Raw genomic sequence first — 24,190 nt, forward strand, 5'->3', positions numbered from 1 at the left:
GGTGCGCGATGTTCGTGCCTGCCGTGCCGTCCTGCCTAGAACCGTCCTCCTCTGCTCGAGCGGCCGCCCGAGGACCTGCCGCCCGACGAGCCTCTCGACGAGCGGCCCGACGAACCGCCGAACCCGCCGCCCCCGAACCCGCCGCCGCCGAACCCGCCGCCGAACCCGCCGCCCGAGCGCCGTCCGCCGCCGCCCCCGCCGCGCAGGATCTGGTCGAGGAGGATGCCGCCGAGGACCATGCCGCCGACGTTGTTGCCGCCGCCTCCAGAGCCGCCGCCGAACGCCCCGGCGTCGTTCTGCTGCGACTCCCACGCGGACGCGTCGCGCTGCGCGAACTGCGCCGCGGCCTGAGCGAGCGCGTCGGCCTGCTGGGCCGTGGCGAGCGCGCGCACGGGGTCGGACGGTTGGAGGGCACGGGCCTCGCCGAGGTGGCGGATCGCCTCGGACAGTCGCGTGCGCGCTTCGGGCCCGACGGCGCCGCGCCGGGTCTCGATGAAGTCGTTCGTCGCGCGGACCTGGGAGTCGACACGCCCGATCGTGTCGCGCAGGAGCGCAGCGGCGCGTGCGGCCTGCTCGGCGCTCGCGCGGGACGGAGCGAGTGCGGCGTCGATCGCGGCCTCGGCGTCGGTGAGCCGGCGCAGGGCAGCGATGGGGTCGCCGCCGCTGCGCGCGGTCTGTGCCTCGGCCACGGCAGCCTGCGCCTCGGTGGCGCGTGCTGTCACGGTCGGGTCGGCCGGTGCCAGTCGGGCGGCATCGGCGATGTCGGCGGTGATCGAGGCGACCGCGACGTCGAGACGCTGTCCGGCCTGCGCGAGGACCTCGCCCGCGGAGTCGATCGCGTCGAGGAGGGTCACGGCCTGCCCGACGGCGTTCTCGGCGGCGCGGGCGTGCGCGACGGCGGACGCCCTGTCCTTGCCCTCGAGTGCCGCGCGGCCGGCGGCGATCGCCTCCCGTGCGTTCGCGACGAGCCGGAGGGCCTGGTCGGGGTTCGCCGAGACCGACGCGAGCGCGGCCTCGGGGTAGGTCGCGAAGAGCGCTGCGAGGGTGCTGCGGGCCGGTGCGACACGGGCCTCGACCTCGCCTGCGCGGCGCTCGACCTGCTCGAGGACCTCGGGGGCGCGGGACTGGAGGTCGCGCAGCTCGTCGAACTGGTCGGACTCGGCGTCGAGGGACCGGCTGACCTCGGCGCACAGCGCGATGATCTGCGCCATCATCGTGCGGGCCTGCGGCTCTGCCTCCGGGGTGTCGTCGTCGAGCTGTTGGCGCAGTGCGAAGGCCTGAGACACCTTCTGCTTGCCGGTCTCGAGCGCGACCTGGAACTCCTGCGTGGCGTCGAGGCCGAACTGGGCCTGAGCGAAGCCGAGCTCCTGCTCGGACGTCTTGACGGCGTCGTCGATCGCCACGAGGGCCGAGCTGGCCCGCCGGTCCAGCTCGTCGGTCGGCAGCTGGGCGAGCTCGTCGGCCTCGTCCGGCCCGCCGGGCTTCGCGGCCGTCCCGCGGCGCTTGCTCAGGATCGCGCGGACCACGAAGAAGCCGGCGATCGCGACCAGGCCGACCACGAGGGCCACGAGCCAGCCCGAGGCGCCCGAGGACGACGAGCCGGTCGCCTCGGTGTGCAGGGTGTCCGCCGCGGCGACCGCGGCGCCCGCCCAGTCGTCCTGCCTGAGCTGGTCCTCGATCGCCTCCTGGACCGTGTCGAGCGAGGCTTCGGACAGGCCGATGTTGTGGTCGGCCGACAGGTCGTACCGGCGATCCTCGGTCGCGACGGCGAGCAGGACGTCGTCCCGGCCCAGACCGGAGAGGTTGGCCGTCGAGGTGGCCCACGTCTGCGCGTCCTGTCCGTCGAACGTGTCGACGTAGACGACGAAGAGCTGGTAGGGCGTGTCGGCCTCGAGCCGGTCCATCGCGGTCTCGACCTCGCCGGTCCGGTCGCCGAGGACCCCGGCGGGGTCGGTGATCCTGTCCGGGAGGTTGAGCGGCTGCTCGGCGGGGAGTGCGAGGGTGGCCGTGGTCCCCGGCAGCGCTGCTCCCGGCAGGGGCCCGCCGGATGCTGCGACCTTCGTGACGGTGCCGGGGAGGGCGTCGTGCGCGCCTGCGGGCGCACCGAGCGCACCGAGGGTCAGCAGGCTCGCGAGCCCGAGCAGCACGCCGACCCGGGCGGCGGGGTGGAGCCCGCGGCGTCGCGGGTGGTGGAGCGCGGGGGGTACAGACGACGAGGCCACCTCGTGATCCTTTCCCGGGGTCGCGGGTGCCGCAATCGCGAAACGGGACGCGCCGGGGCATTTCACCCGACGAGTTCTGCCGGGGCCTGTGGGGGCGGGGTCGCGGGAAATCGCTGGCGGTCGCTGCGGTGACGCTGCGTACGATCCGCCGGTGACGACGATCAGACCTCTGCTCCCGACCGACCTCGACGCGCTCGTCGATCTCTCGCTCCGCGCGTGGGAGCCGGTGTACGACTCGTGGCGCGCGATCCTCGGTGAGCGGATCTACCGTCTCGCGTACCCCGACTGGCGTCGGAGCCAGGCAGAGACGGTGCGCTCGACGTGTTCGACCCATGCTGCGACGAGCTTCGTCGCGGAGGCCGGGGGACGGGTGGTCGGTTTCGCCACGGTCGTGCTCGGGGAGCCTGACCTCGACGGGCGACGCGCGGGCGACGTGGAGCTCGTCGCGGTCGACCCGTCCGTGCAGCGGGCAGGGGTGGGGCGTGCGCTCATGGACGCGTCCTTGGGGTTGATGCGCGAGGCGGGCTGCGCCTACGCGAGCGTGTGGACGGGCGGGGACGACGGCCACGAGCCCGCTCGGGCCATGTACGAGGCGAGCGGGTTCACGGCGTTGCCGCTCGTGCACTACTACCGCGAGCTCTGAGCGGCGGGGCGCCCGCCGGGAATAGTCGTACGGCGTACTATGTTGATTGGACGTGGACGAACGAGAGGAAGCCATGACGACCAGCACGACGCCCGCCCCCGCCGACGGGACCACACCCCTGAGCACTGCCCCCCACCCGGGGTCGGCCCTGCCCTCCCTCGCCGACCAGGCCCAGCGCCTCGTCGCCCTCGGCGTCCACGAGCTGGCCGGACTGTCCGTGGATCAGGTGCGCGACGCCGTCGGACATGTTGCGCACGGCGCGCCCGACGGCGGGCTGCTCGCAGTGCACCCGCACCTCGCCCCGCCGTCCGTCCTCGCGCCCCTGCTGCGGCTCGGCGACAAGGAAGGGTTCGTGGTCGTCGACATGGACGACGTCGACCGGTTCGAACCCCTCGACGGGCTCACGCTGCCCGACGGCCCGCTGTACGTCGTGACCGACGTCGACCGCGGCGACGACCTGGCCAACTGGTCACCCGACGAGGCGCTGCCCGAGATCACGCGCCGCGACCGCACCCCGCTGCTCCTCAGCGAAGGCATCCACTGGGCGCTCCAGGCACCCGGCGTCGTCGAGCGCAACCACTGCTACATGACGATCGGGTCGCGGCTCCGCAAGGCCAAGGGACGCCTCGACTCCCGGACGCCCGCCGTGTGGATCTCGAACGGCACCGGGCGCGACGGCAAGGAACGCCGCGGTGCGCCCAAGGTCGGCTGGTGCTGGGCGGGCAACCGGCACGCGTGGCTCGGCTTCGCGTCGGGGGCGCGTCGCGTCGGAACGCCGACGGGGTAGGCGACCGGGTGGACGGAACCGGGCCGGACGACGATCAGACGGGTGCAGGGTAGGTGGGTGTGTTTTCTGCGGAGCGACAACAATTGTTGTCGCTCCGCAGAAAACACACCCACCACCCCGGAGGGCCACGTCTCGAGGGCGGCCGGTACCGGGCGGGGGCCGCGCTCCTGCGTCGCGGGCCCCCACCCTCTACTGCACGACGCCCAGGTCCTCCGCGTCGACGATGCGGTAGGCGTACCCCTGCTCCGCCAGGAAGCGCTGGCGGTGCGCCGCGAAGTCCTGGTCGACGGTGTCGCGCGAGACGACGGCGTAGAAGTGCGCGGTGCGACCGTCCTGCTTGGGACGCATGATGCGACCCAGGCGCTGGGCCTCCTCCTGGCGTGACCCGAACGACCCCGACACCTGGATCGCGACCGACGCCTCGGGCAGGTCGATCGAGAAGTTCGCGACCTTGCTCACGACGAGCCGGTTGATCTCCCCGGACCGGAACGCCTCGAACAGCCGCTGCCGTTCGCGCACCGTCGTGGCGCCCGTGATGACGGGCGCGTCGAGGTGGTCGCCGAGCTCCTCGAGCTGGTCGAGGTACTGGCCGATCACGAGGACCTGGTCGTCGGGGTGCGCTGCCGCGATCTGCTCGACGACGCGGTTCTTGCCCGTCGCGGTGGCCGCGAGCCGGTACTTGTCCTCGGGCTCGGCGGTCGCGTACGCCATGCGGTCGCGGTCGGACAGCGTGAGGCGCACCTCGACGCAGTCGGCGGGCGCGATGTAGCCCTGGGCTTCGATGTCCTTCCAGGGGGCGTCGTACCGCTTGGGCCCGATGAGGCTGAAGACCTCGTCCTCGCGCCCGTCCTCGCGCACGAGCGTCGCGGTCAGCCCCAGGCGTCGTCGGGCCTGGAGGTCCGCGGTCATACGGAAGATGGGTGCGGGCAGGAGGTGGACCTCGTCGTAGACCACGAGGCCCCAGTCGCGCGCGTCGAGCAGCTCGAGGTGCGTGTAGACGCCCTTCCGCTTGGTCGTGAGCACCTGGTAGGTCGCGATGGTGACGGGCTTGATCTCCTTGCGGGCGCCCGAGTACTCGCCGATCTCGTCCTCGGTGAGCGTCGTGCGTCGCACGAGCTCGTCGCGCCACTGGCGCGCGCTCACGGTGTTCGTCACGAGGATCAGGGTCGTCGTCCCGGACTTCGCCATGGCCCCGGCACCGACGATCGTCTTGCCCGCGCCGCAGGGGAGCACGACGACGCCGCTGCCCCCGTGCCAGAACCCCTCGACGGCCTGCTGCTGGTAGGGGCGCATGGCCCAGGGCTTGTCCTCGTGCGCCGGGTCGGTGGGCGACAGGTCGATGGGGTGCTTCTCGCCGTCGACGTAGCCTGCGAGGTCCTCGGCGGGCCAGCCGAGCTTGAGCAGGACCTGCTTGAGGTGCCCGCGCTCGGACGGGTGGACGATCACCGCGTCGTCCCCGAGCCGGTCGCCGACCAGCCCGGCTGTCCGCTTGGACTTGAGGACCTCGGCGAGCACGGCCTTGTCGGTCGCCTGGAGCACGAGCCCGTGCGTGGGGTGCGCGACGAGCTGGAGGCGCCCGTAGCGCGCCATGGTCTCGGCGACGTCGACGAGCAGCGCGTGCGGCACGGGGTACCGGCTGTACTCGAGCAGGACGTTGACGACCTGCTCGGCGTCGTGCCCCGCGGCGCGCGCGTTCCACAGCCCGAGCGGCGTGAGCCGGTAGGTGTGGACGTGCTCGGGGGCGCGCTCGAGCTCGGCGAACGGGGCGATCGCCCGTCGGGCGTCGCCGGAGAGCGGGTGGTCGACCTCGAGCAGCAAGGTCTTGTCGCTCTGCACGATCAGGGGGCCGTCGGCCATGGGCGTCCTTCCGGGTCGGTACAGCTAGTCGTTCGGCGCCCCCGCCGACGCGTTCGTGGTCGTGTCGGTCGACGCGTCCTGGGTGGGGGCGGGGGCGTCCGTGAAGACGCCCGCGATGCGGTGGACGGCGACGGTCAGCTCGGCGTCGCGTGCGGGGTCGAGGGCGCGCAGGCGGCCGCCCTCCAGGACGAGGGGCTTCACGCGGCGCCGGGTCGGTTGACCGGTGGGGTCGATCGTCTCGAGCACCACGTGGTCGCCCGCGTCGATCGCGTCGCGCAGGAGTCCCAACGCCGCGGGGGGTTCGGTTGTTCCGCGGGGCTCGGGCGCGACGTCCGCACGGGCTGTCGCGGCGGGGGGTGCGGCGAGCGCCGCGTCGTCGGCTGCGCGCAGCCGGGGGACGAGCTCGGCGTACCGTTCGCGCCGGGCCGCGGCGTCATCCTGGTGCACCGCCGGCCCGACGGCGGAGCGCCCCCGGGTGGCCGTGTCCAGCGGGCGTCGCCCGCCCACGCGGGAACGGACCGTGGTGCGGAGCCGCTCGGTGCGCACGACCCGCCCGTCGGGTCCTTCGACGGTCGAGGCGAGGCCGCGGTCGCGCAGCGCGGCCTGGAGCGTCGCCGCGGGAGAGAGGGAGACCAGGACGGTGGGCGCGATGCGGAACAGCGACAGGTGGCGCAGCGCCGGGTCCTCGACGAGGCCCGTCAGGAGCGCCGGGTCCTCCGCGCGCACGTAGCTCGACGCGCTCCCGACCCGTAGCCGCCCGTGCCGGCGAGCGGTGTCGCGGACGAGGTAGTCGAGGGGTTGGGGGAGCGAGGCCCGCGAGTGGTTCGCGAGGTCGGCCAGCAGGTCGTCCGCGGTGCGGCCGGCGTCGAACGCGCGGGTCAGGGACTCGGGGGTGAAGCGGACCGTGATCGCGGCCCCGCGCGACTCGACCTCGGCGGCGTCCTCCAGGAGCCGTTCGAGCGCGGTGCTCGGCCGCCCCGGGACGATCCCCGTGAGGTCGCCCTGGAGCAGGAGGTCGTCGACCTCGGGCGGCAGGACGGACTCGAGCGCGGTCGCGAGCGCCGCTTCCGCGGACGTGAGCGCGGGCGCGCCCGACCCGCTCGACGCGGAGGGCGAGCTCGTGCGCGCGGGGGGTGTGGCGCCGTCGGGCCGCAGGAGTGTGCGGCCCGTGGGGGCGAGTGCCCCGACCCCCGTGACGCCCAGGAGGTGGGCCTCGTGGAGCAGGCCCTCGATCGCCTGGAGCGGAGGGACCGACCGGGGCGACCCCCAGCGCAGGACCTCCAGGAGGTCGCCCGACGTCAGGGCGGTCCCGGGGCGGTCGGCGAGCGCGGACAGCAGGTCGGAGCGCAGGCGCGGGACCCACGGCCGGGTGAGGTCGGGTTCGAGCGCGGAGCGCAGCGTGCCCCGCTCGTCACGGCTGCCGACGGTCCACGGCGTCCGGCCCGAGCCCGCCCAGGCCGCGGCGAGCAGCGCCCAGCGTGGTGCTAGGGGAAGCTCGAGCCAGTCCTCGCCCGTGACCGTGACGGTGAACGAGGGAGGGTCCTCGCCGTCGTCGACCACGAGTCCAGCGGCGAGCGCGAGCTCGGCGACGAACGCCGCCGTCGGCTCCTCGACCTCGAGCGTCGTCGCGAGGCGCCGGAGGTCCCGCACCCCGAGCCCGCCCGCGCGCAGGACGCTCGGTGGCGAGGCCTGCCACAGCGCGAGGAGGTGTGCGACGAGCCGGACCGCGTCCTGCGCCGCGCGCGCGGCTTCCGCGGCGACGGTGTCCTCGGCGAAGTGCGGGGCGTCGGGCTCGGGAGGGTGGGCGAGCGGCCGGGCGTGCGTGCGGCCTCCGCGCAGCGCGAGGGCGACCTCTCGGGGCAGGACGACGTGCCGTTCGTCGGACGCGAGCAGGAGGCGCTGCCGCAGGAGCCAGGTCGTCGCCTCGCGGCCGACGGGGTCGGCGCGCGGCGCGACGCCCACGGGCGGCCCCCAGGTGAGGGCGTCGAGGATGCTGCGGGCACCGGGTGGCGCGTCCGCCAGGAGGTCGGCGAGGGCGGTCGTCCCGGTGCCGGCCTGGTCGTCGGCCGGGGCCCGGTCGCCCGCGGGAGCGGCGGCTGCACGGGGGGCGAGCGGGGACGACGGGTCGGTGGGGCCGAGCCCGGCCGGGTAGGGGCCGAGGACCTCGGACAGGCCCGGTGCGACCGCGAGGTCGGTGCGTTGCGACGGGTCACGGTCCCACAGCAGCGCGGCCTCCTCGAGGTGTGCGAGCGCGGCGCGCACGACCGGGGCGTCGGCGTCGCCCGCCCCCAGGGCGGCGAGGACGCGGTCGACCGTCACGGCCGCGTCCTCGCCCGGGGCACGGCTCGGTGGTCGGGTGGGAGCGGGGCGCGACGTCGGCGCAGGGGGCTGGTCCCCGAGGACGAGGACGGATTCGAGGACCTGGAGCTCGAGGGCGTCGAGCCGGGCGATCGCCCGGTCCAGGCTGGTGCGGCTGGTGGCACGTGCTGCGAGCGAGCGCAGCGTCGACGGCGAAGGAGTGGCCAGGTCAGGGCGCTGCAGCAGCAGCGCGACGAGGTGCTCGTCGCTGCGGGAGCGAAGAGCCTCGGGGAAGGTCCGGCGCGGAGCCGGAGGCGTTGAGGCCATCCGTCCGATGTTACGCGGGTCGGGGGTTCGCCCGCCCCGGGCACCTTCCGCACGGACGGATGATCCTCGACGTTCACGGCCCCGCTGCGTGCTCCGTGACGGGCGCGAGGTCGTCGACCGCAGCGAGCCCGCCGCGGACGAACGCGGTGAGGGCGTCGAGCGCGGGGTCGGACGAGAGGATCGAGGTGTGGCCGGACCCGGAGGTGCGGACCATGGCCGACCGGCCGGCGTGCGCGTCGTGCAGGCGGTGCGCGTCGTGGTCGGGCATGCGCCGGTCGCCGCGGTCGTGCACGACGAGCAGCTCGGTCCCTGCGGGCAGCGGGTGCGTGACCGCGTCATAGCGGGCCGTGACGGAGTCCTGGTTCTCGCCCAGCCTCTCGTGGAAGCGCGCCTCGAGCTGCGTCCGGGTGGCGTCGTCGAGCCGGAACTCGCGTGTGAACGCGGTGAGGAACGCGTCGGGCCCGCCGACCCCGGACACGACGGCGACCCGTCCGGTCCGCACGGACGTGCGGGCCGCGGTGAGCGCGGCCAGGGCGCCCAGCGAGTGTCCGACGATTGCGCGGAAGGGGCCGCGGAGCCGGTCGAGGGCTTCCGCCGCGGCGACCCAGTCGCGGATGTCGGACCGCCCGCCGGGGGAGTCGCCGTGGGCAGGGGCGTCGAAGGACACGACGCGGAACCCCTCGCTGACGAGTTCGCGCACCAGCGGCGCGAGCTGGGACGCACGCCCGCGCCACCCGTGGAGGACCAGCACGGTGTCGGGGCCGGTGCCCCACTCGTAGACCACGAGGTCGCGTCCACGGACGTCGAGCCTTGACCGCCGCGCGGCGTGATGGGTGTCGACGTCGGCGTCGCGCACCGGGGTACGCGGCGTGGTGACGAAGAAGGTGCGGAGCGCGAGGCGCCCCGCGAGGTTCGCTGACAGGGTGCCGACGGCCCGCAGGGTGCGGCCGACCAGGGTGTACGGCGTGGGCATGGCTCCTCCAGATCAATACGCACGAACGTTCGTTGTGTAGATTACGCGATCGATCGTTCGTACACTAGGGAGATGGCTGATCCCGCTGTTCTCGACGGCAGGCGCGCCCGGGGCGACGCGTCGCGCGCGGTCGTGCTCAGGAGCGCGACGGACCTCGCCTCGATCGAGGGGCTCGACGGCCTGACCATCGGCCGCCTGGCAGAGGAGTCGGGGCGCAGCAAGAGCAGCATCGCCACGCTCTTCCACGGCAAGGAAGGTCTGCAGCTCGCGACGGTCGCCGCGGCCCGCGAGGTCTTCGTCGCGACGATCGTCGAGCCCGCCCGGGCCGAGCCCAGGGGGGGTGCGCCGCCTGGTCGCGCTGCTGCGCAACGCCCTGGACTACTCCAAGGACCGGGTCTTCCCGGGCGGCTGCTTCTTCGCGGCGACATCGGCCGACGTCGACTCCAAGCCCGGCCCCGTCAACGACGCCGTGCGGACGGCTCTCGCCACCTGGTACGGGTACGTCGGGGCCCAGGCGAGGGCCGCGGTCGCGGCGGGCGAGCTCACGATCGACCAGGACGAGGCCGAGCAGCTGGCGTTCGAGCTGGTCGCGCTCGACGAGGCCGCGAACTCGCGGTCGCTGCTGCTGGGGGACGACCGCTCCTACGCGCTCGCCGCGGCAGGGATGCGCTCACGCCTGCTGGCCGCCGGCGCGGACCCTGCGCTGCTCGACGGTCTCGTCGCCACGGCCTGAGGCCCGCGCGCGTAGCCACGCGCACGGGCGCCAAGGTGCGCGTATGTGTCAGTCGAAGCTGACGCGCAGGCTCGTGAGGCTGTGGTCGCCCACGACCCGGCTGGACACCCCGACGGCTCGCAGGGGCTCGACGTAGGCCATCCACGAGTCGTCGCCGCCTGTCGCGTCGATGTTCGCGCGGGCGATCGACTCGAGCGCGTCGACGTCGAGGTAGGCCCCAGAGCTCGTCGACCGACGCGGGGTCCACGGTCGCGGACGAGGCGAACAGGGAGCTGTCCGGCAGCCCCGTGAGGAGCGAGGTCCCCGCCGCCTTCATCGGCGCGAGGACCTCCTCGTCGGCGCCGACGGTGATCGCGATCTCCAGGTGGTCGGCGCCCACCCGCGCCGCACCGGCGACCGAGCGGAGGCCCTGGGTGAGGACCGCGCCCAGCCCCTCGGCGCCCGCCTGCCCCTCGAGCGCGGAGATCGTGCCCTCCACGTCCGCCCAGTAGGAGATCAGCCCGGGATCGCCCAGGGCCTTCATGTCGGCGGCGAACTGCGGGGCGTCGGCCAACGGTGCCTTCTTCGCGGCTGCCGGCCTCGGGCTGGGCCCCGCCGCCGTCGAGCGCGCTGTAGGCGAATACGCCTCCGCCGACCAGGACGAGGGCCGCGGTCGCGGCGTCGCCGAGCACGAGGCCGGTGCGCAGCCGGGAGGGCCTGACGGTCGTGACCGGGGCCGGCGCGGGGGTCGCGCCGCCTGCGGGCTGCTGCCACGCTCCCGAGGGGTCGGCGGGGGGAAGGTGGGCGGCGTGGTCCTGAGGAACCCTCTGGGTCGGCGGCGGCTCGACCGACGCGGTGCGTCGGCGGTCGCCCGAAGGCTAGTGGAGGCCGCAGACAGGCCGCAGCCTCCTTCCATGGGGAGAACTCCCCGCTGCCGGAACTCACCCGGGCGCGCTCGTCGGGGCGCGGCCCGGCGGATGCGACTGTGAGGGCTTCGTCCCGGTAGCCTGGGAGTTCTGATTCCCACGAGCACAAACGAGGTTCACGTGCCCACCGGCAAGGTCAAGTGGTTCGACACCGAACGAGGGTTCGGCTTCATCGCGAGCGATGAGGGCGACGAGGTCTTCCTGCATGCTTCCGCCCTGCCCGACGGAGCGGCACCCAAGCCCGGTGCGCGGGTCGAGTTCGGCGTGGCCGACGGGCGACGCGGCCCGCAGGCGCTCGCGATCAAGCTGCTCGACCCTGCGCCGTCCGTGGCGAAGGCTCAGCGCCGCCCGGCCGAGGACCTGGGGGTCGTGATCGAGGACCTCATCAAGGTCATGGACAAGGTCGGTGGCTCGTTGCGCCGTGGCCGGTACCCGGATGCCGCGCAGGGAGCCCAGCTCGCCAAGGTGCTGCGCGCCGTCGCCGACGACCTGGAGGCATGACATGGCTGCCGTAGCCGCCGCTGAGGGTTCGACCCGTCGTGTGAGCGCGCGCGCCGCCAAGGACGCCGTGCTCACGGGCGCGGTGGATCTCGCGCGCGCTGCGGCGGAGCAGGTCGCCGAGCACGTCCGGGACGTGGGCGAGCACCTGGGGACGGTCGTCGAGGAGGACCGCCTCATCTCGCACCAGTTCGCGTGCACCATGCTCGGGTACCGGGGGTGGCGCTGGACGGTGACGCTGGCCCGGGTCCCGCGCGGCCGCACCGCGACGGTGTGCGAGGTCGAGCTCCTGCCGGGCGACGGGTCCATCCTGGCGCCCGAGTGGTTGCCGTGGTCGGAGCGTCTGCGGCCGGGGGACATCGGCGTCGGTGACGTGCTGCCGTTCCAGGCGGACGACCCGCGGCTCGAGCCCGGCTACGTCCCGACGGGCGACGAGGAGCAGGACGCCGTCGCGATCGAGGAGCTTGCGCTCGCGCGTGCCCGGGTGCTGTCGCCCGAGGGGCGCGACGAGGCGGCCGAGCGCTGGTACCGCGGCACCCGCGGCCCCACGGCGCCGGGGGCCGTCTCCTCGGCGGCCGAGTGCGGCTCGTGCGGTTTCCTGGTCCCGCTGCAGGGTGCCCTGGGTCAGGTCTTCGGCGTGTGCGCGAACGCGTGGTCGCCCGACGACGGCAAGGTCGTGAGCCTCGACCACGGGTGCGGGGCGCACTCGGAGACGGACGTCGAGCCGCACCCGACGGACTGGCCTGCCGCGGACCCGCTGATCGACGAGATGGACGTCGAGATCGTCCAGCTCCTGGACGCGGCCCGGGACGCGGCGGGCGCCGCGTCCGGACCGGGTGAGCCTCCTGCTGGCCCCGCGGCCCCGGTGGCCGAGCGTTCCGCGGAGGCCGCGGCGAGCATCGAGCTCGCGCTGTCGCGGATCACGCTTCCCGAGCCGGGGTCGTCGTCGGGGTCGGTGAGCGCACCGGAGTCCACGCCGGAGCAGGACGCGGACCCGGACGAGCCGGCCCGGTGACGACGGACGCCTTCGGGACGTCGGCTCTTCGCCGAGCCGTCACGGAGGCGTGGCTCGCGTCCCCGACCCGCTTCCGGGAGGACGCGAACACCGAGGAGGACCACGCCCGGGGGTACTACCGCGACCGGGTGGTCGTCGAGCTCGCGCAGAACGCCGCCGACGCCGCGGCGCACGCGGGATCCCCGGGCCGCCTCGTGCTACGCCTGGCGCGGGACGCGGGCGGTGCGTGGTGGTTGACGGCCGAGAACTCCGGGGCACCGCTGGACGCGGAGGGCGTCGCGTCGTTGTCGTCGATGCGCGCGTCGGCCAAGCGTCCCGGCGGCCCGACGGCGGAGCCCCCGTCCGCGGACGGAGCCCCCGGGCGGGTGGGCCGGTTCGGGGTGGGTTTCGCGGCTGTTCGTTCGGTCGCGGACGAGGTCTCGGTGCGCTCGACGCTCGGCGGGGTGACGTTCTCCCTGGCGCGGACGCGAGCGGCGCTGACGGAGGCCGTCGTGGTCGCGCGGAAGGACCCGCGGGTCGGAGCCGTAGCGGCCGACCGGCTCGGGGCCGCGGTCCGCGAGCGGGGCGACGCCCTGCCCGTGCTGCGGCTCCCGTTCGCGGCGGACGCGCTGCCGGGCGGCCCCGTCGGCCCTGACGTCCCGGGCGGCCCCGACGGGGCGACCGGGCCTGCGCCGTCGGGCACGGTCGTCGCCCTGCGCCTGCGGGACCGGGTCGCGCTCGACGCGGTCCGTGCCCAGCTCGCCGAGGTGGACGACGCGCTGCTCCTGGCGCTGCCCGCCCTGGACGAGGTCCTGGTCGAGATCGAGGACGACGACGGGCCCCTGCGGGCGCGTCGCCTGCACGACGTGGCCGCCCGCTGGACGGTCGTGCGTGAGCGCGGGGCGTTCGACGCGGGTCTCGTGGACTCGCTGCCGGTCGAGCAGCGGCACGGCGGATGGAGCGTGCTGTGGGCGCTGCCCCGGTCGGCTCCTGCGCCGAGCGAGGCGGTCGCGGGCGTGCTGCACGCTCCGACGCCGACCGACGAGCCGATGACCTTCGCGGCGCTGCTCGTCGCGTCGTTCCCGCTGGACCCGAGCCGTCGGCACGTCCTGCCCGGTCCGGTCACGTCCGCGCTGGCCGAGGTCGCGGGAGGCGCGTACGCGCGCCTGCTCGGGCGCGTCGCCGTCGAGCGCGGCGCCTCGGTCCTGGGCCTCGTGCCCACGGGGTTGCCGGCAGGGGCGCTCGACGCCCAGGTCCGGGACGCTGCGCTCTCCGCGCTGCGCGGCACGCGGCTGCTGTCGCCGCCGGGGGCCGACGTCGACGATCCTGTCCTCGACGGGTCGACCGTCCTGCGCCCCGACAGCCGGATGGTCGCGCCGCGTGACGCCCAGGTCCTCGCGGGCGAGGTCGGGCGCGACGCGGCGGTGGTGGCCGTGCTCGGTCGGACGGTGCCGGACCTCGTCGACGTGCCGTCGTCGCTGCACGCGGTCGCGCGGTCGCTCGGCGTGCGGTCCCGTGAGCTCGCGGACCTGCTCGACGAGCTGCCCGCGGGCATGGGCCCGACCGCGTGGCGCGAGGTCTATGCGGCCCTCGCCCCGCACGCGGGCCAACCGGGGGTGCTCGACGCGCTCGGTGCGGTCACGGTCCCGCTCGCCGACGGCCGGACCGCGCGGGGAGCCCGCGGGGTCCTGCTCGTGGAGGCCGCTGCCTCTGCCTCTGCCGCGGCCGACGGGGACGTCGGGCCCGGCGGGCCTGCCGCGACAGGGCCGACCCGGCCGGGGGTCGCCGATCTCGCCCGTTCGCTCGGTCTGCGCCTCGTCCATCCCGACGCCGTCCACCCGCTCCTCGAGCGGCTGGGGGCGACGCCGTCGTCGGCTCGTGGGCTGCTGACCGAGCCTGCGGTCCGGGACCAGGTGCTGCACCTCGCGGACCGGGTCGCGGACGGCGACCTGCTCGACGACCTCGACGCGGGCGGCGAGGTCCAGGACGTGGTGCCCGCCGCCGTCGGGCAGGTGCTGGCGCTCGTGCGGGCCGCGCTCGCCGAGGGGGCGCTGCCCGAGGACGTGCCCTTCTGGTGGGGCGAGCTCCCGCTGCCGACGGCCGACGGCGAGCTGTCCGCGGCGCGCGAGTGCGTCGTGCCGGGGTCGTGGGCCGCCGAGCACCTGGACGGCCTGGTCCCGCTCGCCGACGGCGTCGTCGAGCGCTGGGGCGAGGACGTCCTGCGCGCGGCCGGGGTCCCGGGCGACGTGACGGTCCACCGGGTCCGTGACGTCCTGACGCCGTGGGACGCCGACGCGGACCTGCCGGACGATCCCGACGACCCGCAGTCGTGGCTCGACGGCTGGGCCGACTACCTCGCGATCCTCGGCGGGCTCGTCGGGGGAGGGGCGTACGTGGGGGACCTCGACGCCGTCGCGGACCTGGACGCCGTCGCCGACGACGCGTGGCCCGCGTTCCTCGCGCGCCTGGCCCGCGAGCCCGGGGCCCGCGCCGCGCTCCTCGCCCCCGTCCGGGCGCAGGGCGGCGCGCGGGTCGGGGACGCGCCGTCGTACACCGCGTGGTGGGTGCGCCGGCACCTGGGCGCGCCCTTCGCGGCCGAGCGGGGCGGGGCACCGTTCCTGCCCGACCCGCCCGCCGAGACCCGTGGCCTGGACGCCGAGGTCGTGCGCGCCCTGGGCGGGGTCGCGGACCTGGGCGACCTGGCACCGGCGGACTGGCCGGACTACCTGGCCGCGCTGCCCGACGTCGGCGCGCGCCTCGACCTGCCCGACGCGCTCGCGGTGTGGCAGGGGTTGGGTGCGCTCGCCCGCTCGGCGCACCGCCGGGAGCTCGACGAGCTGCCCGACCGCCTGCCCGGCCTGCGCGGGGCCGACGCGACGTGCGCCCGGGCCGAGGACCTGGCCGTGGCGACGAGCGCGATGTGGGCGCAGGTGCGGACCGTGCTGCCGGTCGCCCTTCCTGGGCGGACCTCCCCGGGCACGGACGAGGGCGCGGCCCTGGCGGACCTCCTGGACCTGCCGCTGCTCCCGGCCCCGGGCACGCCCGAGGTCCCCCCGCCGGACGGCGCCGGCTCACCGCAGGCGCTCGACCCTCGGGTCGCGGCGCTCGTCCCGGGGGTGCCCGGGGGCTGGTTCGAGCACGACGCCCTGACGGTGGACGGTGTCGAGGTCGACTGGTGGGTGTGCGCGGGCAGCGTGGGACCCGAGGTCCACGCCTCGACGACCGCGGGCCTGGCGCGAGGCCTGGCCGCGGCCGCCGGGCGGCCCGGGGCGCGGCACCTGCTGGAGTCCGCGCTGCTCGACCCCGCGGCGGTCGACGACCTGCTGGCCGAGACCGCGTGGGACGGGGAGTGAGCCGGACGGTGCAGCCCCCCGCCGGACCGGCCGGCATCTTCGACCGTCGCCTCGTGGGCGGCGTGTACGTGCCGACCTTCGTGTTCGAGGCGGGGGTCAGCGCGATCGTCCCCGTCGTGGCGCTGAGCGCCGTCTCGATGGGGGCCGGGATCGCGCTGGCCGGGTTCGTCGTCGCGCTGCTGGGGCTCGGGCAGATCGCCGGGGACGTGCCGGCCGGTGCGTTCGCGGCCCGGTTCGGCGACCGGCGGGCCATGATGACGGCCGCTGCCGCCTCGATCGTCGGCCTCGTGGCGTGCGCGCTCGCGCCCAACCTGTGGGTACTGGGTGCGGGGGTCTTCTGCGTCGGCATGACCAACGCGGTGTTCATGCTCGCCCGGCAGGCCTACCTGACCGAGGTCACGCCCGTGCTCAAGCGCGCCAGGGCGTTGTCGACGCTCGCGGGCACGCACCGGATCGGTGCGTTCGTGGGACCGTTCGCGGCGGCCGCGGTGCTGTGGGTCTGGGACCTGCCCGCGGTGTACTGGCTGGCCGTCGGTGCGAGCGTCGTCGCGGGGCTGGTGACGGCTCTCGTGCCCGACGTCGCAGCGGGCGCCACGGCCCACCGGCGGTCCGTGACCCCGGTCAGCTTCCGCACGGTCCTCGCCGCGAACCGGCACGTGTTCGCGACGCTCGGGTTCGCGGTCGTCATGGTCGGGGCCACGCGGGCTGCCCGTCAGGTGGTGCTGCCCCTGTGGTCCGAGCACCTGGGCTTCAGTCCCGCCACCACGAGCGTGATCTTCGGGCTCTCGGGAGCCGTCGACATGCTGCTGTTCTACCCCGCGGGGAAGGTCATGGACCGCTGGGGGAGGCTGTGGGTCGCGATCCCGTGCATGCTCGTGCTCGGCGGGGCGATCGTCGTGCTGCCGCTCACGAGCACCGTCGCCGGGGTGGCCGTGGTCGCGATGGTCATGGGCTTCGGCAACGGGATCGGCTCGGGCATCCTCATGACGCTCGGCGCCGACGTCGCACCAGCGGACGTCCGTGCGCAGTTCCTCGGGATCTGGCGGCTCTTCCAGGACTCCGGGTCCGCGCTCGGTCCGCTCGTGGTCTCGGCCGGTGCCGCGCTGGGGAGCCTCGCGGGCGGGATCGTCGCGTCGGGGACCGTGGGACTGCTCGGCGCGGTCGCGCTCGCGCGGTGGGTCCCGCGGTGGTCGGTGCACGCGAACCGGACCACGCGCCGTCGGGCGGGGATCGAGAGCCGGGACAGGTAGTCCTGCGGGCGGCTCAGTCCTGCGAGCGGTACTCGTTCCGGTCGCGACGTTCCCATCCGAGCCCGATCATGCCGAGCACGATCCCGGCCGCGCAGGTCGCGGGGAGCTCGAACGTCGCCCGGTCGAGGACCAGGAGGACGACCGAGACCACGAGGGCGACGGCCCACAGGCTCATTCCCACCAGGATCACGGGCTTGAGATCGACGCGCAGCGCCGGCGGGTTGGGGCGGCGCCGCTCCGGGTGGACCAGCAGGGAGATCATCGAGGGCACGCTCGCAGTCTACGTCTCGTGCTCGTCCCGTCGGGTGAAAAAGAAGTCGACTCTCTGCGGCGCGTCGTTGCCCCCGACGCGCGGGTTGCCGTGCTAAAAGCTCCGTCCCTGCCGAGGAGCCGGCATCGCAAAACGCTCGTATCGTGATCTAACGGTCAGCGGGAGCGCGACATCGATCGACAGAGCGGGCGACCCGCTAGGAAGACTTGCCCGTTTTCACCCGTGAGCGGTGTCACAAGGCGCTCGCAGGGAGGTCTCTCCCGGGTGGGACGGAGCGCGGACGGGGTTCCGGTGCGGCAACCCCAGCCGCTACGATCCCCACTTCGCAGATCATCCTTCGTTGGACGGGTGTACAGGAAATTCCTGTGCTGCTCGCGGCGCCGAGCGGGGAGGATTCCGATCCTCCTCGACTTGGACATCTGTCCATCACCATTCCCCGACCTGCCAAGTCTCCCGGACCGGCGCCAGGATCGGCGGGATCCCAGGCTTGGGACTCGCCGGACAAGCGACCTTCTCACCCGGGTGAAAAGGCCGGTTGGTCATTCAATTATTTGCGTGCCGACTCTTACGATGAGGCGTTCCGACGGTCCAGAACCGGCTGTCGGATTGATCGAGAGGTAGCCGGGCCCATGGCCGGAAGCGTCATTCACGACTCGCGTCGTGGACTCCGCCACATCCTGACAGCTGCGCCACCAGGGCCCCTCCGGGCGGTCCGCGCGGCGTTCGCGACGGTCACGTGGGAGCGGTCGTACCGGATCCGCCTCGTCCTCACCGACTTCCTGGCGATCACGATCGGCGTCACCGCCGCGTACTTCCTGCGGTGGGACCAGTTCATCAGCCAGCCCGTCCGGGAGAACCTGTTCCTCCCCTACCTCGTCCTGAGCGTCCTGATCGGCGTCGCCTGGGCCGGCTCGCTCGCGTTCGCCAAGACACGCGACGTACGGGTCGTCGGCAGCGGCCCCACCGAGTACCAGCGGGTCTTCGACGCGTCCTGGCGACTCTTCGGCGTCCTCGCGATCCTCGCCTTCCTCCTGCGCTTCCAGGAGGCTCGCGGCTACCTGATCTTCGCGTTCCCCCTCGGCCTCGCGGGACTCCTGCTGGGGCGCTACTTCTGGCGACAGTGGCTGCACCGCAAGCGGGCCGCCGGCTCCCACCGCACCGCCGTCCTCGCGATCGGGCATCGCGACCAGGCCGAGCGCCTGATCCGCGACCTCAACGACCGCGACAGCTCCGGGTACCGGGTCGTCGCCGTGTGCACCCCCAGCGGCCGTTCCGGCGAGGGCGACGCCATCCTGGGCGTGCCCGTCCTCGGCGACCTCCGCTCCGCCGGCGAGATCGCGGCCCGGGTCGGCGCCGGGTGCGTCGCGGTGAGCGGCTCGGACGCCGTGACCGCGGACGTCGTGCGCCACCTCAGCTGGGAGCTCGAGCCCTTCGGCGTCGACCTCATGCTCACGACCGAGCTGGTCGACGTCGCCGGGCCCCGCATCACCATCACCCCGGCCGAGTCCGTGTCGCTCCTGCACGTCGACGCGCCGCGGTTCAGCGGCCCCAAGTTCGTGGTCAAGTCGATCTCGGACTGGTTCGGCGCGGCGATCCTGACGTTCCTCCTGCTGCCCGTCCTGATCGCCGTCGGGCTCGCGGTCATGCTCACGAGCCGTGGGCCGGTCTTCTACTCCCAGCAGCGGGTCGGGCGCAACGGCGAGACGTTCTCGATGCTCAAGTTCCGGTCCATGCGCGTCGGGTCCGACCTGGACCTCACCGCGCTCTCCGCGGACAACGAGGGGTCCGGGCCGCTCTTCAAGATCCGCAACGACCCTCGCGTCACGACCGTGGGCCGCTTCATCCGCCGCTACTCGCTCGACGAGCTGCCGCAGATCTTCAACGTCCTGCGGGGCGACATGAGCCTCGTGGGCCCGCGGCCGCCGCTGCCGCGCGAGGTCAGCACCTACGAGAAGAAGGTCCGTCGGCGCCTGCTCGTCAAGCCCGGTCTGACGGGCCTGTGGCAGGTCGGCGGCCGCTCGGACCTGTCCTGGGAGGAGAGCGTGCGCCTCGACGTCTACTACGTCGAGAACTGGACGCTGTTCGGCGACATCCTCATCCTGGCGCGCACGGCGAGAGCCGTCGTCTCCGGGAGCGGGGCGTACTGAGCGCTGCCGCCGACGCGGCTGCCGCGGCTGCCTGCGCAGCGTGTCGGCGGACGGGACGTGACCGCGGACACGTCACTAGCACGTGACATGGACGATTCGGAAGCGCAACACGGGATCTGGCACCATTCTCCCCATGACCACCACGACTGACGAGCGCGAAGCCCCCCCGCGTTCCAGCGGCATCGACCGCTTCTTCAAGATCACCGAGCGCGGCTCGACCATCGGCGCCGAGATCCGTGGCGGTCTCGTCACGTTCTTCGCGATGTCCTACATCATCATCCTCAACCCGATCATCCTCGGGACGGCCCCCGACGGCACGGGTCAGTTCCTGGGTGGTGGCACGGACGGCGCGAACTTCCCGATGATCGCCGCGACCACGGCGCTCGTCGCGGGCATCATGACGATCGCGATGGGGGTCTTCGCGAACTACCCCATGGCCCTGGCCGCGGGCCTGGGCCTCAACGCGGTCGTCGCGTTCACGATCGCCACGATCCCTGACGTCACGTGGGCCGACGCGATGGGCATCGTCGTGATCGAGGGCCTCATCATCCTCGTGCTCGTCCTGACGGGCTTCCGTGAGGCGGTCTTCCGGGCGGTGCCGGTCGAGCTCAAGACGGCGATCAGCGTCGGCATCGGCCTGTTCATCGCGCTCGTCGGCCTCGTCAACGCCGGCTTCGTGGCCTCGGGCGGCGGCACGCCGCTCCAGCTCGGTTCGACCGGTTCGCTCGCGGGCTGGCCGATCCTCGTCTTCGTCGTCGGGCTGGTCCTCATGATCGTCCTGTGGGTCCGTAAGGTCCGGGGTGCGATCCTCATCTCGATCCTCGCCGCGACGGTCGTGGCAGTGGTCGTCCAGGCGGTCGCGGGTGTCGGCACCAAGGGTGCGGGCGCGGCCAACGGGTGGAGCCTGAACGCTCCCGAGCTCGAGGGCAGCCCGGTCGCGGTCCCCGACTTCGGTCTGCTGGGTCAGTTCTCGCTGCTCGGGTCGATCGAGAAGGTCGGCATCGTCACGGTCGTCCTGCTCGTCTTCTCGCTGCTGCTCGCCGACTTCTTCGACACCATGGGCACCATGGTCGCGGTCGGTGCGGAGGGCAAGCTGCTCGACGAGACGGGCAACCCGCCGAAGTCGCGTGCGATCCTCATCGTCGACTCGGTCGCCGCGGCGGCCGGTGGTGCCGCGAGCGTCTCGTCCAACACGAGCTACGTCGAGTCGACGACCGGCGTCGGCGAGGGCGCGCGCACGGGCCTCGCGGCCGTGGTGACGGGGATCGCCTTCCTGCTGGCGACGTTCCTGTCGCCGCTCGTCGCGCTCGTCCCGAGCGAGGCCGCCGCGCCTGCGCTGGTCCTCGTCGGCTTCCTCATGATGACGCAGATCACGGGCATCAAGTGGACGAACGTCGAGGTCGCGATCCCCGCGTTCCTCACGATCGCCCTCATGCCCTTCACCTACTCGATCACCGCGGGCATCGGCGCGGGCTTCCTGGCCTTCGTGGTCATCAAGCTGGCTCTCGGCAAGGTCAAGGCGATCCACCCGCTCATGTGGGTCTCCGCGGTCGCGTTCATCATCTACTTCACCCTCGACCCGATCAGCGACGCCCTGGGCGTCTGACGTACGCTCTCAGGCGATGAGCCTCTCTATCCTGCGCCTGACCCCCACCCTCCAGTCCTACGACTGGGGTTCGAGGAGCGCGTTGCACACGCTCCTGGGGTTGGAGCAGGACGGGGAGCCTCTCGCAGAGATGTGGATGGGGGCGCACCCGAAGGGCCCGTCGTCGGCTTCGGTCGACGGCGGGCCCTCCGCGTCCCTCGCGGACCTGATCCGCAACGACCCGGTCCGGATGCTGGGGCAGCGCGTCCTCGACGACTACGGTCCGCGGCTGCCGTACCTGCTGAAGGTCCTTGCTGCGGACCGCGCGCTGTCGCTGCAGGTGCATCCTCAGCCGCACCGTGCCCGCGCGGGGTTCAACCGGGAGAACCGTGAGGGCGTTCCTCGCGACTCGCCCGAGCGCAGCTTCCACGACGACCAGCACAAGCCGGAGATGGTCGTGGCGGTCTCCCGTTTCGAGGGGCTCTCGGGCTTCCGTCGGCCGGTGCGGATCCTGGAGCTGCTGGGTGGGTTGCGCGGCGACCTGGCCGCCGGGATGAGGGCCGCGCTCGAGGCGCAGCCCTCGGCTGCGGGCCTGCGGGAGGCGTTCACGCTCGCGCTGCACGCGAGGACCTCGCCCGACGTCGCCGCGGACCTGGCGTCGACGGTCGCCGACGTCAGGGCCCGCCTGGGAGCAGGCACGACGTCGCCGCGTGCCGATGCGACCGTGCTCGCCCTGGCGGAGCAGCACCCGGGAGACCCCGGGGCCGTGGTGTCGCTCATGCTGAACCGGGTCACGCTCGAGCCGGGGGAGTCGATGTTCGTCCCTGCCGGGCACGTGCACGCCTACCTGTCGGGGTGCGCGGTCGAGATCATGTCGAGCTCGGACAACGTGCTGCGGGCGGGGCTGACCAGCAAGCGCGTGGACGTCGAGTCGCTGCTGGCGTGCGTGACCTATGCCCCGGGGCCTGCGGCACGGCCGCAGATCCGGCGTCTGGGGGTTCTCCCGGCAGCGGCACGGCACGGCTCGTTCGCGGGGGGCGAGGGGCTGCGCGAGTACCGGGCGGCGATCCCTGAGTTCGCCCTGGTCATGGGCGAGGTGGACAGCGACGCAGCGTTCCTGTCCCTGCCCGCCGAGGGGCCGAGGATCGTGCTGGTCCTCGACGGACAGGTCGAGCTGGAGTGCGGTGCTGCTGGTAGCGTCCTGGCGGGTGAATCTCTGCGCGTAGCAGTCAGGTCGGGGCGGGCGGTCTTCGTCCCGCATGCGGCGGGACCGTTGTCGCTGCACGGATCCGGCCGGGCGGTCATCGCGTACGTGCCCTGAGACGCGTGGGTCGGGCGAGGTGTGAGAGCGGTACTATAGTGCCGCACTCCGCGGCTCGCTCGTCCAGGCCGTTCCTGCGCAGGCGCTGGACCAGGGGGTTCCAAGAGCAACGAGCCAGGATGGCGGATGTGACGACTCGCAGGGGCGGGGGACCGAGCGCGGTGCGCCGGGCCCTCTGGCATCTTCGGCACGGTGGTGTCGCGCAGCTGAGGTCGTTCCTGCGACGGCAGCGAGTGCCGTCGCCGGGGAGAGGCCGCGGCGGGTACGTCACGCGGGACGGGCTGACGTTCGACCCCTGGGACGTCTCGGACCGTCGACCGTCCCGGCCCGGCCTGCGCGTCGGGGTGATCCTCGACGACTTCTCCCGGCTCGCGTTCGCGTTCGAGTGGGACCAGGTGCTCCTCAGCCCCTCGACGTGGCGTGACACCCTCGCTGAGCAGCCGATCGACCTCCTCTTCGTCGAGTCGGCGTGGAACGGCAACGGTGGAGCGTGGCAGTACCACCTGACGGGGCCGTCGGCTCCCATGCCCGAGGTCGTGGAGCTGGTCGCGTACTGCCGCGAGCGGGGGATCCCGACGGTCTTCTGGAACAAGGAGGACCCCGCCCACTTCGAGGACTTCCTCGACACCGCGGCCCTCTTCGACCACGTCTGCACGACCGACGTCCACCGCGTGCCGGACTACGTCGAGCGGCTCGGCCACGACCGCGTGAGCGTCCTTCCCTTCGCCGCCCAGCCTGCGATCCACAACCCGGTCCGGTCGCACGGGCGCGGCCCGGAGCGGGACGTCGCGTTCGGCGGCATGTACTTCGCCCACAAGTACCCCGAGCGCCGCGAGCAGATGGATCTTCTCCTCGGTGGGGCGTTCGACGTCTCGTCGCGCATGGAGCATGGGCTCGAGATCTTCTCCCGCTTCCGGGGCGGGGACCCGAACTACCAGTTCCCTGAACCGCTGGCCGGCCGGGTCGTGGGGTCGTTGGACTACGAACGGATGCTCACCGCGTACCGCGAGTACAAGGTGTTCCTCAACGTGAACTCGATCGTGGACTCGCCCAGCATGTGTGCTCGCCGGGTCTTCGAGATCACGGCCTGCGGGACACCGGTGGTGACGACCCCGAGCCGAGCGATCGGTGAGTTCTTCCCGGCCGACGAGGTCTTCGTGGTCTCGGACCGTGCGGAGGCCGGGAGCACGGTACGGGCGCTCGTGCGCTCTGCGGAGCTGCGTGGTCGCGCGACGCACCTGGGGCAGCGACGCATCTGGCGTGAGCACACGTACGGGGACCGCGTGCAGAGCGTGCTGCACGGCGTCGGCCTGGTGGACTCTCCCGTGGTGCCGCGCGCGTCGGTCACGGCCCTGGTCTCGACCAACCGGCCTCATCAGCTCGACCACGTCCTGCGCTCGGTCGGCGCCCAGGAGGACGTGGCACTCCAGCTCGCTCTGCTGACCCACGGGTTCGAGGTCGACGAGGCGGACGTGCGAATGCGCGCCAAGGAAGCGGGCATCGAGGACCTGGTCCTCCTGACGGCTGGCTCCGAGGTGCCGCTCGGCGGTTGCCTCAACCGCCTCGTCGCGGCCGCTGACGGCGACGTCGTCGCCAAGATGGACGACGACGACCTGTACGGGGCGCAGTACCTCTCGGACCAGGTGCATGCCCTGGCGTACAGCGGCGCAGAGGTCGTGGGCAAGCAGGCGCACTACATGTACATCGAGGGGATGGACGCCACGCTCCTGCGGTTCGCGGAGCGTGAGCACCGGTTCACGGACTTCGTCATGGGGCCGACGATCGTCGCTCGGCGCGACCTTGCGGTGGCGACTCCGTTCCAGGATGTGAGCCGCGGTGAGGACTCCGCTTTTCTTCGGGATGCTGTGGACGCGGGCGCTCGCGTCTACTCGGCGGACCGATTCAACTTCGTCCAGGTGCGCTCCGGCTCCGGTGCGCACACGTGGACGGTGTCCGACGCCGAGCTGCTTGCGAGCGGCGAGGTGCAGTTCTACGGGCGTGCCGATCAGCACGTTTCGTTCTGAGC

16 protein-coding genes are annotated in these 24,190 nt (G+C 73.6%); 11 read left to right on the forward strand and 5 right to left on the reverse strand.

From position 1 onward, the window contains the following. Positions 1-35: 35 nt before the first annotated feature. Positions 36-2,222, reverse strand: a complete 2,187-nt coding sequence (locus tag IE95_RS21210) for a TPM domain-containing protein (RefSeq protein ID WP_276319042.1) — start codon at positions 2,220-2,222, stop codon at positions 36-38. 151 nt (positions 2,223-2,373) lie between these two features. On the opposite strand from IE95_RS21210, the gene IE95_RS0101175 reads away from it, so the two are divergent. Continuing rightward, a complete protein-coding gene (locus tag IE95_RS0101175; protein ID WP_030144137.1) occupies positions 2,374-2,865 on the forward strand; it encodes a GNAT family N-acetyltransferase in 492 nt (163 codons plus the stop codon). Between the two features lie 73 nt (positions 2,866-2,938). Then, complete coding sequence (locus IE95_RS0101180) at positions 2,939-3,652, forward strand: DUF5701 family protein (RefSeq protein WP_030144138.1); 714 nt, start codon at positions 2,939-2,941, stop codon at positions 3,650-3,652. Between the two features lie 189 nt (positions 3,653-3,841). Here IE95_RS0101180 and IE95_RS0101185 read toward each other — a convergent pair whose 3' ends face one another. The 3 genes from IE95_RS0101185 to IE95_RS0101195 form a co-directional block, all read right to left on the reverse strand. Next, the gene (locus IE95_RS0101185; RefSeq protein WP_030144139.1) at positions 3,842-5,509 is read right to left on the reverse strand and encodes a DNA repair helicase XPB; all 1,668 of its coding nucleotides are present in this window, start codon (positions 5,507-5,509) and stop codon (positions 3,842-3,844) included. A gap of 24 nt (positions 5,510-5,533) precedes the next feature. Continuing rightward, positions 5,534-8,134: a helicase-associated domain-containing protein gene (locus IE95_RS0101190; RefSeq protein ID WP_051702551.1), complete on the reverse strand. Its 2,601-nt coding sequence runs from the start codon at positions 8,132-8,134 to the stop codon at positions 5,534-5,536. 73 nt (positions 8,135-8,207) lie between these two features. Then, positions 8,208-9,107 carry an alpha/beta fold hydrolase gene (locus IE95_RS0101195; RefSeq protein ID WP_051702552.1) on the reverse strand — a complete coding sequence of 300 codons (900 nt, stop codon included), beginning with the start codon at positions 9,105-9,107 and terminating at the stop codon, positions 8,208-8,210. A gap of 340 nt (positions 9,108-9,447) precedes the next feature. Between IE95_RS0101195 and IE95_RS20960 the strand changes: the two genes are divergently transcribed. The 5 genes from IE95_RS20960 (at position 9,448) to IE95_RS0101230 (ending at position 16,840) form a co-directional block, all read left to right on the forward strand. Next, positions 9,448-9,840, forward strand: a complete 393-nt coding sequence (locus IE95_RS20960) for a TetR family transcriptional regulator C-terminal domain-containing protein (protein WP_240666196.1) — start codon at positions 9,448-9,450, stop codon at positions 9,838-9,840. Positions 9,841-10,865: 1,025 nt separating this feature from the next. Further along, entirely contained in the window at positions 10,866-11,246 is a 381-nt protein-coding gene (locus tag IE95_RS0101215) for a cold-shock protein (RefSeq protein WP_030144143.1), read from the forward strand. Between the two features lies 1 nt (position 11,247). Next, complete coding sequence (locus IE95_RS0101220) at positions 11,248-12,258, forward strand: DUF3027 domain-containing protein (RefSeq protein WP_084689666.1); 1,011 nt, start codon at positions 11,248-11,250, stop codon at positions 12,256-12,258. Further along, entirely contained in the window at positions 12,255-15,590 is a 3,336-nt protein-coding gene (locus IE95_RS0101225; protein WP_030144145.1) for a sacsin N-terminal ATP-binding-like domain-containing protein, read from the forward strand. The genes IE95_RS0101220 and IE95_RS0101225 overlap by 4 nt, the downstream gene beginning before the upstream one ends. Next, the gene (locus IE95_RS0101230) at positions 15,587-16,840 is read left to right on the forward strand and encodes an MFS transporter (protein ID WP_240666197.1); all 1,254 of its coding nucleotides are present in this window, start codon (positions 15,587-15,589) and stop codon (positions 16,838-16,840) included. Before IE95_RS0101225 ends, IE95_RS0101230 begins: the two co-directional genes overlap by 4 nt. A gap of 13 nt (positions 16,841-16,853) precedes the next feature. On the opposite strand, the gene IE95_RS0101235 is transcribed toward IE95_RS0101230, so the two are convergent. Then, positions 16,854-17,102, reverse strand: a complete 249-nt coding sequence (locus IE95_RS0101235; protein WP_030144147.1) for a DUF2530 domain-containing protein — start codon at positions 17,100-17,102, stop codon at positions 16,854-16,856. 638 nt (positions 17,103-17,740) lie between these two features. Here IE95_RS0101235 and IE95_RS0101240 point away from each other — a divergent pair. The 4 genes from IE95_RS0101240 (at position 17,741) to IE95_RS0101255 (ending at position 24,188) form a co-directional block, all read left to right on the forward strand. Next, entirely contained in the window at positions 17,741-19,258 is a 1,518-nt protein-coding gene (locus IE95_RS0101240; RefSeq protein WP_051702554.1) for a sugar transferase, read from the forward strand. A gap of 133 nt (positions 19,259-19,391) precedes the next feature. Next, entirely contained in the window at positions 19,392-20,864 is a 1,473-nt protein-coding gene (locus IE95_RS0101245; RefSeq protein WP_030144149.1) for an NCS2 family permease, read from the forward strand. A gap of 16 nt (positions 20,865-20,880) precedes the next feature. Continuing rightward, positions 20,881-22,164, forward strand: a complete 1,284-nt coding sequence (gene manA / locus IE95_RS0101250) for a mannose-6-phosphate isomerase, class I (protein ID WP_030144150.1) — start codon at positions 20,881-20,883, stop codon at positions 22,162-22,164. Positions 22,165-22,292: 128 nt separating this feature from the next. Further along, positions 22,293-24,188 (forward strand): glycosyltransferase family protein, encoded by a 1,896-nt coding sequence (locus IE95_RS0101255; protein ID WP_240666198.1) that lies wholly within the window; start codon positions 22,293-22,295, stop codon positions 24,186-24,188. Positions 24,189-24,190: the final 2 nt, after the last annotated feature.

The sequence above is a fragment of the Oerskovia turbata genome (assembly GCF_000718325.1).
Lineage (GTDB): Bacteria > Actinomycetota > Actinomycetes > Actinomycetales > Cellulomonadaceae > Oerskovia > Oerskovia turbata.